The organism is Ectopseudomonas composti (assembly GCF_900115475.1).
Lineage (GTDB): Bacteria > Pseudomonadota > Gammaproteobacteria > Pseudomonadales > Pseudomonadaceae > Aquipseudomonas > Aquipseudomonas composti.
Genome location: NZ_FOWP01000012.1, coordinates 47,505 through 63,853, shown reverse-complemented (window position 1 = coordinate 63,853; position 16,349 = coordinate 47,505). Strand labels below are relative to the sequence as shown.

Below are 16,349 nucleotides of genomic sequence, written 5' to 3'. Positions count from 1 at the left end.
CTCAGCCTTCGCGCAGCACGCTCAATGGGCTGGCATTCAGTGCGCGGCGGGTGCCGAGTACGCCGGCCAGGCCGATCAGCAGGGCACCGATAACTGGCAGCAAGAGCAGCCAGGGGTGCGGTTGCCAGCTCATGTCGAAGGCATAACGGTAGAGCAGGAAGCTCACCAGCTCACAGCCCAGTGCAGCGAGCAGGCCGGCAGCAGCGCCAAGCAGGCCGAACTCGGTGCGCCGGGCACTGATCAGCAGCTTGCGCTCGGCGCCCAGTGCACGCAGCAGCGCACCTTGACGAATGCGCTCATCCAGCGTCGCTTGCAGCCCGGCGAGCAGCACGGTGATACCGGCTGCGAGCACGAACAGCAGCACATACTCGATGGCCAGGGTGACCTGGGCGAGGATGCTGCGCAGCTGCGCGAGCAGGGCGTCGACCTGCAGCAGCGTGACGCTGGGGAAGGCGCGGCTGAGCGTGATCAGTTCTGCATCCTGGCCGGGGGGCAGATAGAAGCTGGTCAGGTAAGTGGCGGGCAGATCCTGCAGGGTCTGTGGCTCGAAGATCATGTAGAAATTGGGCTGGAAGCTGTCCCAATCCACCTGGCGCAGGCTGGTGACCTGCGCTTCACGCTCGATGCCGCCGACGTTGAAGCGCAGGCGGTCGCCAAGCTTCAGTTGCAGGCTTTCGGCCAGCTCGGCCTCGACGGAAACGCCAGGCAGCTCGCTGGCCTGCTCGGCGCTCCACCAACTGCCGGTGGTGATCTGGTTGTCAGGCGGCAGTTGTTCGGCCCAGGTCAGGCTCAGGTCGCGCTGGATGGCGCGCTCACCGCGGCTTTCCTTGGTCACCAGTTGGCGCACCGGCTCGCCGTTGATCATGATCAGGCGGCCCGGTACCACTGGATACAGCGGCGCCGGATGTGGCGATAGTTCGGCCAGGCGTGCGGCGAAGGCATCGCGCTCGGCAGGCAGCACATTAAGCGCGAAGTGATTGGGGGCGTCCTCCGGCAACTGGTCCTGCCAGGTATCGAGCAGCTCGCCACGCAGCAGGGCGATCAGTGCCATGGCCAGCAGGATCAGGCCGAAGGCCAGCGACTGTCCCGCTGCGGCGAGTGGGTGGCGCAGCAGTTGACCCAGGCCCAGGCGCCAGGGCAGGGAAGCGCGTTGCAGCAGACGGCGCAGGCTTTGCAGACCGAGCAGCAGCAGACCACCGAGCAGCAACGCGGCGAGTAGCCCGCCTCCCAGCAGTGCCAGTGTCAGTTTCAGATCCAGGCTCAGGCGCCACATGATCAGGCCCAGCGCAACCAGCGCGGCGCCATAGACCAGCCAGGAGCTGGCCGGTACCGGCAGCATGTCGCGGCGCAGCACGCGCAGCGGTGGCACTCGGCCGAGCGCCGCCAGAGGCGGCAGGGCGAAGCCGGCCAGCGCCACCAGGCCGGTGGCCATGCCGGCCAAAGCAGGCCACAGACTGGCCGGAGGCAGGTCGTCGGGGATCAGGCCGCGCAGCAGATAGAAGAGCACGTGCTGGCCGGCCCAGCCCAGCAGCGCGCCGATCACGCAGGCAATCAGCCCGAGCAGCGCCAACTGCAGGCCGAACAGGGCCAGCGCTTCGCGCCGTGACAACCCGAGGCAACGCAGCAGCGCACTGGCATCGAAGCGTCTCGCCGCGAAGCGTGCCGCCGACAGTGCCACTGCGACACCGGCGAGCAGCACGGCTGCCAGGCTGGCCAGGTTCAGATAACGCTCGGCGCGGCCGAGGGCGCCGCCGACCTGGCGATTGCCATCGCGGGCATCGTCCAGGCGCTGATTGGGTTCCAGGCCGGCTTCGACGGCCTGACGGTAGGCGGCCAGGGCGCTGGCATCGCCGCGCCAGAGTTCGCGGAAACGCACACGGCTGCCGGGTTGCACCACTTCGGTGGCGGCAAGATCGTCAAGATGCATCAGCACGCGCGGCGTCAGGCTGTAGAAATCGCCAGCGGTGTCCGGGTCATAGGTCAGGACGCGGCTCAGGCGTAGGGTCTTGGCGCCTACTTCCAGTTCATCGCCAATCTTCAGGTTCATGGCGACCATCAGCCGCGCTTCGGCCCACGCCTCTCCTGGGCGAGGGCCTGAGCCCACTTCCTCGGGGGCATAGGGTTCGGCCGCACTTCTCAACTCACCGCGCAGGGGGTAGCGACTGTTGGCTGCTTTTACGCTAGCCAGCTGAATGCCGTCCGCGGCGGCGACCACACTGGAAAACTCCACTGCCTTGGCATGATCGAGACCCAGTTTGAGCCCCGCGTCGATCTGCTCCTGGCTGGCAGGCGAGCTACCGCTCAGGCGCAGGTCGGCGGCGAGAAACTCGCTGGCACGCATTAGCATGGCGTCGTTCAGGCGCGCGCTGAAATAACCGATGGCGCTGCTGGCCGCTACTGCGACCAGCAGGGCGAAGAACAGCACCCGCAACTCACCGGCGCGGGTATCGCGCAGCAGTTGGCGGGCGGCGAGCGAAAACAGGCGAGTGAAGGGCACGCGTTTCATCAGGGCTCCACGCGGTCGATCAGGTGTCCGGCTTCCAGGCGAATCAGGCGCTGGCAGCGGTGCGCCAGGCGCTCGTCATGGGTGACCAGTACCAGGGTGGTGCCGCGCTCCTGGTTGAGCTGAAACAGCAGGTCACTGATGCGTTCGCCAGTGTGGCTGTCGAGGTTGCCGGTTGGCTCGTCGGCGAACAGCACATCCGGCTCGGCGGCGAAGGCGCGAGCGATGGCCACGCGCTGTTGCTCGCCACCGGAGAGCTGGCGCGGGTAGTGCGTCAGGCGCTGGCCCAGGCCAACGCGTTCGAGCAGGGTACGGGCGCGCTGGCGGGCATCTGCATGACCCTCCAGCTCCAGCGGCAGCATCACGTTCTCCAGCGCATTGAGGCTGTCGAGCAACTGGAACGACTGGAAGACGAAACCCACATGCTCGGCACGCAGGCGTGCGCGCTGATCTTCATCGAGTTCGCTGAGGTTCTTGCCGGCCAGCAGTACGGCGCCGCCGCTGGGCAGATCCAGGCCGGCGAGAAGGCCGAGCAGGGTCGATTTACCAGAGCCTGAGGCACCCACGATGGCCAGGCTGTCGCCTTTGCTCAGTTCGAGATCGAGATCATGAAGGATGGTCAGTTCGCCTTCCGCGATGCTGACCACTTTGCTAAGGTTTCGCGCAGCGAGAATGCTCGAAGTCATGGAGATTCCAAATGCGTGCATGGTGGCTGAGTGGTGCCTTGGCCCTGGTGTTCTGGGCTCAGGGAGCGGTTGCAGGCACCCTGCTTGTGGTCGGCGATAGTATCAGCGCCGCTTTTGGCCTGGATAGCCGCGTGGGCTGGGTCGCTTTGCTGGAAAAACGCCTCGAGGAGGAGGGTTTCGAGCACGCGGTGGTCAATGCCTCGATCAGCGGCGATACCAGCGCAGGTGGCGCCGCGCGGCTGTCTGCGCTGATTGCGGAGCACAAGCCGGAGCTGGTTATCATCGAGTTGGGAGGCAACGATGGCCTGCGCGGTCAGCCCCCTGCGCAATTGCAACAGAATCTTGCGTCGATGATCGATAAATCCAAGTCGGCCGGTGCCGATGTGCTGCTTCTGGGTATGCGCCTGCCGCCCAATTATGGCGCGCGCTACACCACGGCCTTTGCCCAGGTTTTCGCTGATTTGGCGAAGCAGAAGAACGTGCCGCTGGTGCCGTTCTTCCTCGAGGGCGTTGGTGGCGTGCCGGGGATGATGCAGGCCGACGGCATTCACCCGACCGAGCCCGCGCAGGGCGTGCTGCTGGACAACGTCTGGCCTACTCTGAAACCGATGCTTTGAGCGTGCGTTGATCGCGGAAAACTGAGCAGGTAGAGGCTTTTCCGCCTCCAGCCTTTCGGCTAATGTGGCCGACCTGTCACGGAGCCCCAGATGCCGCGTCCCGCCTGGTCCCTTTTTGCCTACCAACTGATCGAGCCGGATGAGCAGCTGGATCTGTTCGCCTGTCGAGAGGTGCGCGTGCACCTGGTGGCTCGCCAGCTGCGCCTGGGCGGGCATGCCGATCGCACATTGTGTGGCGGTTTATTGCCGGCACAACCACGTTGGCGAGCATTGGAAAAGGTCTGGCTGCGTGATCGTCGTCTGTGCCCAGCGTGCCTGGCGGCATTCGAGGCTCAGCGCCAAGGGCTGTGTTCGAACTGGGCGGATGGTTGACGCCTGCCCGCCTTTCGAATCGCGGTGTACAATCGCCGCAATATCATTCAACTCTATCAAGGGACATCCCGGATGTTGTCGCGCTTCTCTGCGGTCAACCGCTGCCTGACGCTGGTTGCACTGTGCTCCAGTGCTGCAGTGCAGGCTCTCGAATTTCCGCTGCCACCGCCAGGCGAGGACGTGGTGGGCCAGGTACAGGTGATCAAGGCCAAGTACGAGGACACCTTCGCCGATCTGGGAACGGCAAACGATCTCGGCTATCTGGAGATGGTCGCGGCCAATCCGGGTGTAGACCCCTGGCTGCCAGGTGAAGGCACCGAGGTCGTGCTGCCAACTCGCTACGTGCTGCCGCCCGGCCCGCGTGAGGGCATCGTGATCAATCTGGCGGAGTATCGCCTGTACTACTTCCCGAAAGGGCAGAACGTGGTGCACACCTTCCCGCTGGGGATTGGTCGTGAAGGCTGGGGTTCGCCGCTGGGCGCTGGGCGCGTCACCGTGAAGACGCCGAACCCGGCCTGGTATCCACCCAAGTCGATTCGTGAGGAGCACGCTGCCGAGGGCGATTTCCTGCCCACCGTGGTTCCGCCAGGGCCGGATAACCCGCTGGGTCCCTACAAGATGACGCTTTCGTTCCCGGGCTACCTGATCCATGGTTCGAACAAGAAGTTCGGCATTGGTATGCGCGTCAGCCATGGTTGCTTCCGTATGCTCAACCACAACGTGCTGGAATTGGCGGGCATGGTGCCGGTCGGCACCCCGGTGCGGATTCTCAACGAGCCGTACAAGTTTGGTGTGAGTGGTGGCAAGGTCTACCTGGAAGCGCATGCACCGCTGGATGACGAAGGTGACCCTTCTGTCGTCGACAAGCACACGGCGGTGATCAATGCGCTGCTCAAGCGTGATGAACTCAGTGGCTTGCGCCTCGACTGGGAGATGGTCCGCGAGGTGGTAGCTGCCGAAGACGGTATGCCGGTGCCTATCGCAGCGCAAACCGAGAGCACGATGGCGAGCAGCGAAGGTCCGTTCTGACCTGACTCGGCTGCCAATAAGCCCGTCCGCATTCGTGCCGGCGGGCTTTTTTATTGCCTGATGATCAGTCTTCGTGACAGGCAATAAAAAAGCCGCACCAGTTGCCTGGGGCGGCTTTCGAAAAAACGAGTCGCAATTACTTGCGGCTGGCTTTTTCCAGCATGCGCAGAGCACGCTCGTTAGCTTCGTCAGCGGTCTGCTGAGCTTTCTGAGCGGCAGCCATAGCTTCATCAGCCTTGCGGTAGGCTTCGTCGGCACGGGCTTGAGCGCGAGCAGCTGCGTCTTCGGTAGCAGTCAGACGAGCTTCGGTTTCTTTGGACATGCTGCTGCAACCGGTAGCCAGAACTGCGGCCAGAGCCAGAGCAGAGAATTTCAGAACGTTGTTCATCGTGTTCCCCTTGAGGTGGAGTTTTCCATAAAAAGCAATTCCCCTACTGTGGGAAATTAGCCGGCGTACATACTACCTATTACTTTTAGTAAGTAAACGGAGCCAGAGCAAGAGTTGCAGTTTTTTTTCTTCGGCCGGCGCGCTGAAGGGTAGAACCTGTGGGGGGCTGGCTAAAAAACAGTCAGTTACGTAATCCCTACAGTGTCGCAGTTGTACGAGCTGTTATAACTGTCCCGACTTCGAAACTAAAACAATAAAGAGGGAACGCAGATGCTTGGAAATTTGGGGCTGTTGCTCGGCTTGGCGCTACTTATTTTCATGGCGCTACGTGGGGTGAACATATTCATCGCGGCATTGCTTTGTTCGATTCTGGTGGCGCTCAGCAATGGTGTGGCGGTGCCAAATGCGCTACTCGAACATTTTCCTTTCGGTCCTCTCGGGGCATTCACCTTCGCTGGCAAATTCTTCGTGTTGTTTCTCTGTGGCGCGATCTTCGGCAAGGTCATGGCCGCCAGTCAGGCCGCCAGCAGCATTGCTGAGGCCATTACCCGCGGGCTGGGCACACAACGCACGCTGTGGGTGGCGATGCTGGTTTGTGCATTGCTGACCTATGGTGGGGTGGTGGTATTCGTGGTGATCTTCACCATGTATCCGCTGGGGATCACCCTGATGCGCGAGGCCAATCTGCCCAAGCGTCTGTTCTGCGCCGCCACTGCATTGGGCGCCGGAACTTTCACCATGACGGCGCTGCCCGGCTCGCCTTCGATTCACAACGTGATCGCCGCCAGTGCGCTGGGCACCGACCTGTTCGCCGGCGCCTGGATTGGCCTGTTCGCCTCACTGGTGATGATTGTGCTGGGCATGGCCTATCTGCAGCGAGAATGGCGCCTGGCACGCGAGCGTGGAGAGGGTTTCGAACCCAATGCGCAAGACGAGCGCATGCAGCAGTTGGCTGGTGCGCCTGGCAGCGGACCGCATTGGGGCATGGCCCTGGTGCCGATCATCGTAGTGCTGGGGATCATTCTCCTGCCGCGCCTGCTGATGTTGTCGGGCATGGCCGCGCCAGGTGAAGGCTCCCTGGGTGAGCTGCTGGCTTTCAGTCAGTCGCAGCCGATTCTCTGGCCCAGCCTTGCTCTGATGATTGCCACGGGCGTGGCGGTGCTGATGTTTCCCGCCTTGCGCCGCAATACGGTGGGCTTGCTTGGGCAGGGCGCGGACGATGCGATCATGCCGTTGCTCAATACCGCAGCGGTGATCGGTTTTGGTGGGGTCGTGACCCAGACCGCAGGGTTCGCCCAGTTCGCCCAGTGGATACTGGCTGTGGACCTGCCGCCATTGCTCTCGGTGTTCGCTTCGGTCAGCGTGGTGTCGGGCATCGTCGGTTCGTCTTCGGGCGGCTTGCAGATTTTCATGCAGACCCTGGCACCGCGTTATCTGGAGATGGGAGTGGACCCCGAGGTCCTGCACCGTATCGCCAATATCACCGCTGGTGGGCTGGATTCGCTGCCGCATTGCGGCGCGGTGATCGCCATGCTGATGATCATGGGGTTGACGCACAAGCAGGCATACAAGGACATCTTCGTCATCACGGTGTTGATCCCGGTGATCGCGGCCTTGCTCTGCATTGCCGTGCTGAGTTTCTGATCGCGCGTGGCTGGGCGCTTCTGCGACTGATAAACTAGATCAATTGCCGGGACTGAAGGGCGACGTGAATTTGCGCTTCCGTCAAAGCATCGGTATGAGGTAAAAATAGATGCGCCGCTAACGGTTTGCGGCTACAGGAGTGAAGATGAGCGAGGTGTTGTCCATCCAGCATGACCAGACGAGTCACCAGTTCGTGACCACCGTCGATGGTGATCGTGCCTATCTGGCTTATATGGATCTGGGCAAGCAGACGCTGGATATCTATCGCACCTTCGTGCCCAACGCCCTGCGTGGCCGGGGGATTGCTGCAGCGCTGACAGAACACGCGCTGCAGTATGCGGAAGGCAAGGGTTACACGGTGATTCCTTCCTGCTCCTACGTCGAGCGCTACATGGAGCGTCGTTCGCGTCATCTGTAGGCGTCGGGGCTGAAGCACACCCTACATGTGAATGCGGATACAAAAACGCCGGGCAATGCCCGGCGTTTTCTTTGCTGCAGTGCCCTCAGCCGCGAGGACGCTTGGGCAGTACATCCTTGAGCTTGGCGTGCATGCTGCGCAGGCTCTTCTCGGTGGTGTCCCAGTCGATGCAGGCATCGGTGATGGATACACCGTATTTGAGGTCGCCCAGGTTCTTCGGAATCGATTGGCTACCCCAGCCCAGGTGGCTCTCGACCATCAGGCCGACGATGGAGTTGTTGCCCTCGAGAATCTGGTTGGCGACGTTCTCCAGCACCAGCGGCTGCAGGGCCGGGTCCTTGTTGGAGTTGGCGTGGCTGCAGTCGACCATGATGTTCGGGCGGATGCCAGCTTTTGTCAGTTCCTGCTCACAAATGGCCACACTCACCGAGTCGTAGTTCGGTTTGCCGTTACCGCCGCGTAGTACCACATGGCCGTAGGCGTTGCCCTTGGTCGTGACGATGGACACGCCGCCTTCCTGGTTGATGCCGAGGAAACGGTGCGGGCTGGAAACCGACTGCAGTGCGTTGATAGCGACGGTCAGACCGCCATCGGTGCCGTTCTTGAAGCCTACGGCTGAAGACAGGCCCGAGGCCATTTCGCGGTGAGTCTGGGATTCGGTGGTGCGGGCACCAATGGCCGACCAACTGATCAGGTCCTGCAGGTACTGCGGGGAGATCGGGTCGAGCGCCTCGGTGGCGGTGGGCAGGCCCATTTCTGCCAGGTCGCGCAGCAGCTTGCGGCCGATGTGCAAGCCGTCCTGGATCTTGAACGAGTCATCCAGATAAGGATCGTTGATCAGGCCTTTCCAACCGACCGTGGTGCGCGGCTTCTCGAAGTACACGCGCATGACCAGGAACAGGCTGTCGGACAGCTCGGCAGCCAGCCCCTTGAGGCGTTCGGCGTACTCGTGAGCGGCCTTGATGTCATGGATGGAGCAGGGGCCGACGACCACGAACAGGCGATGATCCTTGCCGTCGAGGATGTCACGTACCACCTGGCGACCATGAGCAACGGTCTTCAGTGCGGCATCGGTCAGGGGGATTTCGCGTTTGAGCTGATCGGGGGTGATCAGGGTTTCGTTGGAAGCGACGTTGAGGTCGTCGATCGGTAAATCAGCCATCGTGCTATTCATCGGGTCAGGTCGTCAGGTCACGGGTGCCGGCCGCCAGCGATCCCCTATGGCGGTGCACAGCTAGTTGGTGCAGGGGGAGCCGAACCTTAGCGCGTACGGGGCTGCGCGACAATGGGCGTTAAGTTCAATGGGCTTCATAGATTGGCCATATGAAGTGGCGTTCTGCCCTCGTAGAGCTGGGTTGGCGCTTGCTTCAGGCGAGGTAGGGAAACTCCGCGGCATGCTTGGCGATCCAGTCCTGAGCGCATTGCTCGATGGCCATGGGCTGGCCTGACTCATCCTCGAGCTGCTGCCGGTAATGCTGAATCTGGCAGACCTGCTCGACCATCCTTGCACGGAACAGGGTGTCTTCATCGATGAAGGCGATCCCTACCAGGTAATTGTTTTCCTGACGTCGACACCAGGCCACGACGCCGGGATAACACGCCTGATCGCCCAGCAGCGGAATGCGTAATTCGACCGAAGTGCCGCGGCGAAAACCTCGCGACGAGTTGCACGCGACTCCGCCCAGGCTGATATTGTTCAGCCGTTGCCGGGGAATGCAGGCCTGCTTGCGCAGTACCAGCTCCACCGGCATGTCGCTTGGATGACGCAGAAACTTACGCATGAACACCGACCTTGAGTGCAGGCAAACTGATATCAGTGAGTTCAGTATAGCGACGCAATTGGAATTGACCGATCTGGATGCTGATCGCCGCCTGCTCGATCTTCCCGGTAGCTCGCTGCTGGTGTTCACAAGCACGGGCTGTGCCAGCTGCCGCTGGGCTCGTCAGGCATTGCCAGGCATGCCGCTCCCTGTGCAGCGCCTGTGTTGGATCGATGCAGGGCACAACGCCGGATTGGTGACGCGTTACGAGGTCTTCCACCTGCCGGCGCTGTTTCTGGTCAAGGACGGTCATTTCTTTGGCGCGTTGCACACGCGCCTAACCCCTTCCGATCTGGTTACCGCCTTGGGTGAGGCTTTGCTTCGCCCGGCTGAGGAGCTTCCCTGATGTCTCAATCGTCCGCGCCGCGTATCGGCATCATCGGCACCGGTGCCATTGGCGGTTTCTACGGCATGCTGCTGGCTCGCGCAGGCCATGATGTGCACTTTCTGTTGCGCAGCGAGTACGGCGCTGTGGTCGAGCGTGGCCTGCAGCTCAATAGCACGGTGCACGGTGCACTGAACCTGGTGCCAGTACAGGCTTATCAGCATGTCGACGATATGCCGCCCTGTGATTGGTTGTTGGTCGGGGCCAAGACCACCGCCAATAGCGAGTTGGCGCCGCTGATTAGCAAGGCTGCAGCGCCTGGCGCCAAGGTGGTGCTGCTGCAAAATGGCCTGGCAGTGGAAGATGAGCTGCGCCCATTGCTGAGCGACGATCTGCACCTGCTGGGCGGGCTCTGCTATATCTGCGTTCATCGCAGTGCGCCCGGTGTGATTGAGCATCAGGCATTGGGGGCGATCAACCTGGCTTATCACTCCGGCGCTGTGGCCGACGACGAAGCGGGCCTGGCACTGGCCGAGGAGGGCGCCAGCCTGCTGCGCAGCACCGGCCTGGATTCGGCAGCGATGCGCAACCTGGCACAGACACGTTGGCAGAAGTTGGTGTGGAACATCCCGTATAACGGCCTGTCCGTGCTGCTCGATGCCGACACGCAGCGCCTGATGGGTAATCTCGACAGCCGTGCGTTGGTCGCCGACATGATGCAGGAGGTGGTGCAGGCGGCTCAGGCGCTGGGGTACGGCATGCCGGACAGCTACGCAGACAAACTGCTGGCTGCGACGCAGCGCATGCCTGACTACCTGCCGAGCATGTATCACGATTTCGCCCAGGGCCGCCCAGCGGAACTGCATGCGATTTATGAGGCGCCACTGGCTGCCGCAGACGCAGTGGGGTTCGACATGCCCAAGGTACGCGCCCTGTATCAGGCGCTGCGGTTCATTCAGGCTCGCCGGGAGGGCTAAGCATGGGCAAGGGTCTGGGAGACAAGTTGGTGCTGGCGATCTCGTCGCGGGCGCTGTTCAATCTGGGCGAGAGCCACCAGATCTATGAAAGCGATGGCGTGGAGGCCTACCGTCGCTATCAGATCGAGCACGAAGACGAAGTGCTGATGCCGGGCGACGCCTTTCCGCTGGTGGAGAAGCTGCTGGGGCTCAACAAGCGGCTCAGTGAGCAGCGTGTCGAAGTCATTCTGGTTTCGCGCAACAGTGCCGATACCGGGCTGCGAGCGTTCAATTCGATCCAGCATTACGGCCTCGGCATATCCCGCGCCGCCTTCGTGGGTGGTCGCAGCCCCGATCCTTATCTGGCGGCCTTCGGTTGCCATCTGTTTCTGTCGACCCATGCCGACGATGTGCGCAATGCACTGAAGGCCGGTTTCGGTGCGGCTACGCTGCTTTCCGGTGGTGCGCGGCGCGCGAACAGCAACGAGCTGCGCATTGCCTTCGATGGCGATGCAGTGCTGTTTTCCGACGACTCCGAGCGCGTTTATCAACGTGGCGGCCTCAACGCCTTTCAGGATCATGAGCGTGAATCTGCTCGGCAGGCGTTGCCTGGCGGGCCTTTCAAACCTTTCCTGGCGGCCCTGCACAGCTTGCAGCAAGAGTTCCCCGAAGCAGACTGCCCGATCCGTACCGCGTTGGTCACCGCGCGCTCGGCGCCAGCTCATGAGCGGGTGATTCGCACCCTGCGTGAATGGAACATCCGTCTGGATGAATCCTTCTTCCTGGGTGGTCTGGACAAGTCGGCGGTGCTCGAAGCCTTCGCCGCCGACGTGTTCTTCGACGACCAGACCGGGCACTGCGAAAAGGCCCGGCAGGTGGTGGCCACCGGTCACGTGCCGCATGGTGTGAGCAACGAGTTGCAGCCCTGAGCCTGAGCGCCTGCATATAGCCATTCGTCCTAAATAACGCTGCCGACCTTGTTTTGTCTGACGCGCTGCTAAGCTCAATCAAGGGCCTGCGCCAGCAGTCGAGGAGGCCGCGTGATTCGCTCGATACTCTATGCCACCGATCTGGGACTTTACGCCTCCTATGTGCTGCAGCACGCCCTCGCACTGAGCCGCAGCTTCAAGGCCGATTTGTACGTGGTGCACGCCGTGGAGCCCATGGGTTTGTTCGCTGAATCCGTATTGCAGACCTACCTGGATGAAGAAACCCTCGGGGAGCTTCGTCGCAACGGGCTGGGCACGGTCATGGCCAGCATCGAGCAGCGCGTGCTGGAGGGTTTTCGTGACGAACTGGGTGATGGTCAGCAGGACCTTGAGCTGATTTGTGCCGTGCGGGTGCTGCAGGGGGATCCACCAGCAGTGATTCTCGAGGAGGCGCAGAAACTTGGGGTGGATCTGCTGGTCGTAGGCAGTCATAGCCATGGTGCAGATCTGGCTGTGCCACTGGGACGCACGGCCGCGCGCATCGTGCAGTTGTCGGAGGCGCCGGTGTACCTGGTGCCCATGCTGCAGCATCGTGGGCATGGGGATTTGTAAAGGGGGAAATCTAATAAAACGTTCTAGCCTGTTCGATTAAACCAATAATATGGTTATATACGGCATTGGCGGCTGCTGGCCTGCCTTACTGCTCTGAGGGAAATATATGAAGCTTCAGCAATTGCGCTACATCTGGGAAGTTGCGCACCACGACCTCAACGTATCGGCTACCGCTCAGAGCCTGTACACCTCGCAACCAGGGATCAGCAAGCAGATTCGCTTGCTCGAGGATGAGCTGGGCGTGGAAGTCTTCGCTCGCAGTGGCAAGCACCTGACCCGCGTAACTCCAGCTGGAGAGCGCATCATCACCACCGCCGGCGAGATTCTGCGCAAGGTCGAAAGCATCAAGCAGATCGCCCAGGAGTTCTCCAACGAGAAGAAGGGCACGCTCTCCATCGCCACTACGCACACCCAGGCGCGTTACGCCTTGCCACCGGTGATCAGCGCCTTCATCAAGCAATACCCGGACGTTGCCTTGCACATGCATCAGGGCACACCGACGCAGATCGCCGAGATGGCCGCCGACGGCAGCGTGGATTTCGCCATCGCCACCGAAGGCCTGGAGATGTTCAACGACCTGATCATGATGCCCTGCTATCGCTGGAACCGCTGCGTGGTGGTGCCGCAGGGGCATCCGTTGACCAAGTTGCCGAAACTGACCCTCGAGGCGCTGGCCGAGCATCCCATCGTCACTTACGTATTCGGTTTCACCGGACGTTCGAAGCTGGACGAGGCCTTCAGTCATCGCGGCCTGACGCCCAAGGTGGTGTTCACTGCGGCCGATGCCGACGTGATCAAGACCTACGTGCGCCTGAACCTGGGGGTGGGCATCGTGGCCAAGATGGCGGTGGACGCCAAGCTCGACCCGGATCTTGTGGTGCTCGACGCCGATGATCTGTTCGAGCCCAGCGTGACCAAGATCGGATTCCGCCGCGGCACCTTCCTGCGTGGCTTCATGTGCGATTTCATCGAGCGTTTCGCCCCGCATCTGACTCGCGACATGCTGGCCAAGGCGGTGCAGTGCCACAACAAGTCCGAGCTGGAAGAGCTGTTCAGTGGCGTCGAACTGCCGATGCACTGAAGCTCGATCCTCAATGAAAAATGGCGCCCTCGGGCGCCATTTTCGTTTTGCACGGGAGCGATCAGTGGCTCAGGTGCAGGCCGCACTCGCGATTGTCTTCACCCTTGGTCGGGTCGAAGTAATCGAACTCGTTCGGCAGATCGTGGGCGACCAGGTACTGATACAGGTCCTTCGAGGACCAGTGCAGCAGCGGGGCGACCTTGATCAGGCCGTCCGGGTTGATGCTGATCGGGTCCATTTGCGCGCGCACGGCGGTGTCGGTGGCACGCAGGGCAGTGAACCAGACGCTTGGAGCGGTCTCGCGCAGGGCACGGGCGAAGGGCTCGAGCTTCACTTCCTCGGTGAACGCGGCGTGGCGCGGATCATCCAGGCCTGGAACCGGGCCGTCTATGGCCTCGCGGTGCGCGCGCGAGCGCTTGGGCAGGTAGGTGATCAGGTTGAGATTGAGCTTGCGCGCCACTTCATCGGCGAAGCGATAGGTGGCTTCGGTGTTGTAGCCGCTGTCCATCCAGACCACCGGGATATCCGGTTTGACCTGGCTGACCATGTGCAGGATCACCGCTTCGAACGGGCGGAAGTTGGTGGTGCAGATGGCGGGTTTGCCCAGTCCGATGGCCCACTGCACCAGTTTTTCAGGCTGGTTGCCGAGTTCGGCGTTGAGCGCGTCCAGGTCGAGTTCCATGCTGAGGACTCCAGGTCATGTGCGTGAAGGCGCGATGGTAGCAAAGGCTGGTTATGCGGCTAAATAACTAAGACTGTTATTACCCTTTCTTATGGTTATAAGAAGGGCGCATTGCGCAGCTCAGGCCCAGCGGCTAGAGTGCCGGCTCCTTTTTGGCTCAACCGAGGAGTGGCCTGTGGAAATCGCGTGTCTCGACCTGGAAGGTGTTCTGGTTCCGGAAATCTGGATCGCCTTTGCGGAAAAAACCGGTATCGAGTCGCTCAAGGCGACCACCCGCGACATCCCCGATTACGATGTGCTGATGCAGCAACGCCTGCGCATTCTCGATGAGCACGGCCTCAAGCTGAAGGACATCCAGGACGTGATCGCTACCCTGAAGCCGCTCGATGGCGCCGTGGAGTTCGTTGACTGGCTGCGTGAACGTTTCCAGGTGGTGATTCTCTCCGACACCTTCTACGAGTTCTCCCAGCCGCTGATGCGTCAGCTCGGTTTCCCGACTTTGCTATGCCACCGCCTGATCACTGACGAGAACGATCGCGTGGTCAGCTACCAACTGCGTCAGAAAGATCCCAAGCGTCAGTCGGTCATCGCCTTCAAGAGCCTGTACTACCGCGTTATCGCAGCTGGCGACTCGTACAACGATACCACCATGCTCAGCGAAGCCCATGCCGGCATCCTGTTCCATGCGCCGGAAAACGTGATTCGCGAGTTCCCGCAATTCCCGGCCGTGCACACCTTCGAAGCCCTCAAGCAAGAGTTCCTCAAGGCGTCGAATCGCAAGCTGAGTCTGTAACACCAATGCATGAAAAACGCCGCGATTTCGCGGCGTTTTTCGTTTGGGGCGCTTATTCGTTCGTTTCCGGCAAGCGTTCCAACGTTTCCAGCAGCACTTTCACCTTGGTGATTGACTCTTGATATTCGGCCTGCCAGTTGGAGTCGGCGACGATGCCGCCGCCACCCCAGCAACTGACCTTGCCATCCTTGACCAGCAGGCTGCGAATGGCGATGGAGCTGTCCATCTCGCCGCGCACGTCGAGATACAGCAGCGAACCGCAATAGAGCCCGCGCCGTGTCGGCTCCAGCTCATCGATGATCTGCATGGCGCGGATCTTTGGTGCGCCGGTGATGGAGCCGCCGGGGAAACTACCGGCGATCAGGTCCAGCGCGTCCATGCCGGGCGCCAGCTCAGCGGTGACGCAACTGACCAGATGATGCACGTTGGGATAGCTCTCCAGGGCGAACAACTCCGGTACTTTCACTGAACCGATGCGGCAGCTGCGGCCCAGATCGTTGCGCAGCAGGTCGACGATCATCAGGTTCTCGGCGCGGTCCTTGCGGCTTGCCAGCAACTCTTGCGCCTGTAGCTGGTCGTCATCGGCGTCATGGCCGCGGCGCCGAGTGCCCTTGATCGGACGGGTTTCCACCTGACCGTTGCTGACCTTGAGAAAGCGTTCGGGCGACAGGCTGAGAATGGCGTCGCCATCGCCCAGGCTCTGAAAACCCGAGAAAGGCGTGGGGCAGGCCTGGCGCAGTGCCAGGTAAGCGGCCCAGGGATCGCCCGCGCAGGGCGCCTGAAAGCGCTGAGCGAAATTCACCTGATAGCAATCGCCAGCGAGGATGTAGCCCTGGATGCGCTCGATCGCCTGGCGGTAGCGGTGCTGATCGATAGCGGCCTGGAACGGCTGGGTCAGTCGGAAGGGCGTGAGTTCCTCGCTATGCGGTGCTTCGAACAGCGTCTGCAGGCGCTGACGCTCTGCCTCCGGCAGGGCCGGGTGAAACAGCAGGCCGCTGGTACCTAGCTGGTGATCGCTGATCAGCGCCCAGGCGTAGAGACCAAAACGGGCATCCTCGAGATCAAGATCATCGACGCTCTGCTCGGGCAGCACTTCCAGGCGACGACCGAAGTCATAAGACAGGTAACCGATCAAACCACCGACGAATGGTAATGGCTGCTGCGCGGGAGCATCAGCGTGGCCAAGGCTCTGCAATGCGCCTCGCAGACGTAGCAGGAAATCGTTGGCCGATTCGTCGGTCGACGGTGCCAGTTCTGCCAATGGCCAGGCACTCATAAGGTCATAGCGTCCACGCTCGGCACCTGGGCGCCCGGCATCCAGCAGTACCGCGCCGGGAGCCTGGCGGATGTGCTGGAAGTAGTCGCTAGGATCTTTCCGGTAAGGAAGTGGGTGCAGAGAGCAACTGGGCATGCGTGGCAGTCGGATTCAAGGAAAGGGCAATTGTAGTCCGCCGCTAACATTCATCCTAGAGCTTCTGCCCGTGTTTACTCGGG

18 protein-coding genes are annotated in these 16,349 nt (G+C 61.6%); 11 read left to right on the top strand and 7 right to left on the bottom strand.

Features of this window, described 5'->3' with window-relative positions:
* Position 1: 1 nt before the first annotated feature.
* A complete protein-coding gene (locus BM059_RS19495; RefSeq protein WP_074940996.1) occupies positions 2 to 2,506 on the bottom strand; it encodes an ABC transporter permease in 2,505 nt (834 codons plus the stop codon).
* Positions 2,506 to 3,189: an ABC transporter ATP-binding protein gene (locus BM059_RS19490; RefSeq protein WP_074940995.1), complete on the bottom strand. Its 684-nt coding sequence runs from the start codon at positions 3,187 to 3,189 to the stop codon at positions 2,506 to 2,508. The genes BM059_RS19495 and BM059_RS19490 overlap by 1 nt, the downstream gene beginning before the upstream one ends.
* An 11-nt stretch (positions 3,190 to 3,200) precedes the next feature.
* Here BM059_RS19490 and BM059_RS19485 point away from each other — a divergent pair, with 11 nt between their 5' ends.
* From BM059_RS19485 to BM059_RS19475, 3 genes are all read left to right on the top strand, one after another.
* A complete protein-coding gene (locus BM059_RS19485) occupies positions 3,201 to 3,806 on the top strand; it encodes an arylesterase (RefSeq protein WP_074940994.1) in 606 nt (201 codons plus the stop codon).
* A gap of 90 nt (positions 3,807 to 3,896) precedes the next feature.
* Positions 3,897 to 4,178, top strand: coding sequence for a hypothetical protein (locus tag BM059_RS19480; RefSeq protein ID WP_074940993.1), 282 nt, complete (start codon positions 3,897 to 3,899; stop codon positions 4,176 to 4,178).
* Between the two features lie 72 nt (positions 4,179 to 4,250).
* Complete coding sequence (locus BM059_RS19475; protein ID WP_074940992.1) at positions 4,251 to 5,207, top strand: L,D-transpeptidase family protein; 957 nt, start codon at positions 4,251 to 4,253, stop codon at positions 5,205 to 5,207.
* Positions 5,208 to 5,343: 136 nt separating this feature from the next.
* Here the strand turns inward: BM059_RS19475 and oprI are convergent, their stop codons facing one another.
* Positions 5,344 to 5,595 (bottom strand): outer membrane lipoprotei OprI, encoded by a 252-nt coding sequence (gene oprI / locus BM059_RS19470; RefSeq protein WP_037003984.1) that lies wholly within the window; start codon positions 5,593 to 5,595, stop codon positions 5,344 to 5,346.
* A gap of 270 nt (positions 5,596 to 5,865) precedes the next feature.
* Here oprI and BM059_RS19465 point away from each other — a divergent pair, with 270 nt between their 5' ends.
* Both BM059_RS19465 and BM059_RS19460 read left to right on the top strand, forming a co-directional pair.
* Positions 5,866 to 7,239: a GntP family permease gene (locus BM059_RS19465; protein WP_074940991.1), complete on the top strand. Its 1,374-nt coding sequence runs from the start codon at positions 5,866 to 5,868 to the stop codon at positions 7,237 to 7,239.
* Positions 7,240 to 7,384: 145 nt separating this feature from the next.
* Positions 7,385 to 7,657, top strand: coding sequence for a GNAT family N-acetyltransferase (locus BM059_RS19460; RefSeq protein ID WP_037003988.1), 273 nt, complete (start codon positions 7,385 to 7,387; stop codon positions 7,655 to 7,657).
* Between the two features lie 85 nt (positions 7,658 to 7,742).
* Here BM059_RS19460 and BM059_RS19455 read toward each other — a convergent pair whose 3' ends face one another.
* Complete coding sequence (locus tag BM059_RS19455; RefSeq protein WP_074940990.1) at positions 7,743 to 8,819, bottom strand: 3-deoxy-7-phosphoheptulonate synthase; 1,077 nt, start codon at positions 8,817 to 8,819, stop codon at positions 7,743 to 7,745.
* Positions 8,820 to 9,024: 205 nt separating this feature from the next.
* Positions 9,025 to 9,438, bottom strand: a complete 414-nt coding sequence (locus tag BM059_RS19450; RefSeq protein ID WP_074940989.1) for a PilZ domain-containing protein — start codon at positions 9,436 to 9,438, stop codon at positions 9,025 to 9,027.
* Here BM059_RS19450 and BM059_RS19445 point away from each other — a divergent pair.
* From BM059_RS19445 to cysB, 5 genes are all read left to right on the top strand, one after another.
* Positions 9,437 to 9,823 carry a YbbN family protein gene (locus BM059_RS19445; protein ID WP_074940988.1) on the top strand — a complete coding sequence of 129 codons (387 nt, stop codon included), beginning with the start codon at positions 9,437 to 9,439 and terminating at the stop codon, positions 9,821 to 9,823. The two genes, BM059_RS19450 and BM059_RS19445, sit on opposite strands and share 2 nt — an antisense overlap.
* Entirely contained in the window at positions 9,823 to 10,779 is a 957-nt protein-coding gene (locus BM059_RS19440; RefSeq protein WP_074940987.1) for a putative 2-dehydropantoate 2-reductase, read from the top strand. Before BM059_RS19445 ends, BM059_RS19440 begins: the two co-directional genes overlap by 1 nt.
* A gap of 2 nt (positions 10,780 to 10,781) precedes the next feature.
* Positions 10,782 to 11,687: a 5'-nucleotidase gene (locus BM059_RS19435; protein WP_074940986.1), complete on the top strand. Its 906-nt coding sequence runs from the start codon at positions 10,782 to 10,784 to the stop codon at positions 11,685 to 11,687.
* 111 nt (positions 11,688 to 11,798) lie between these two features.
* The gene (locus BM059_RS19430) at positions 11,799 to 12,299 is read left to right on the top strand and encodes a universal stress protein (protein ID WP_074940985.1); all 501 of its coding nucleotides are present in this window, start codon (positions 11,799 to 11,801) and stop codon (positions 12,297 to 12,299) included.
* Between the two features lie 106 nt (positions 12,300 to 12,405).
* Positions 12,406 to 13,380, top strand: coding sequence for an HTH-type transcriptional regulator CysB (cysB, locus tag BM059_RS19425; RefSeq protein WP_037003999.1), 975 nt, complete (start codon positions 12,406 to 12,408; stop codon positions 13,378 to 13,380).
* 61 nt (positions 13,381 to 13,441) lie between these two features.
* Here cysB and BM059_RS19420 read toward each other — a convergent pair whose 3' ends face one another.
* Positions 13,442 to 14,062: a phosphoadenosine phosphosulfate reductase domain-containing protein gene (locus BM059_RS19420; RefSeq protein WP_074940984.1), complete on the bottom strand. Its 621-nt coding sequence runs from the start codon at positions 14,060 to 14,062 to the stop codon at positions 13,442 to 13,444.
* A 175-nt stretch (positions 14,063 to 14,237) separates the two neighbouring features.
* Here BM059_RS19420 and thrH point away from each other — a divergent pair, with 175 nt between their 5' ends.
* Entirely contained in the window at positions 14,238 to 14,855 is a 618-nt protein-coding gene (gene thrH, locus BM059_RS19415; RefSeq protein WP_074940983.1) for a bifunctional phosphoserine phosphatase/homoserine phosphotransferase ThrH, read from the top strand.
* Positions 14,856 to 14,907: 52 nt separating this feature from the next.
* On the opposite strand, the gene pabB is transcribed toward thrH, so the two are convergent.
* Entirely contained in the window at positions 14,908 to 16,266 is a 1,359-nt protein-coding gene (gene pabB, locus BM059_RS19410; protein WP_074940982.1) for an aminodeoxychorismate synthase component I, read from the bottom strand.
* Positions 16,267 to 16,349 lie beyond the last annotated feature (83 nt).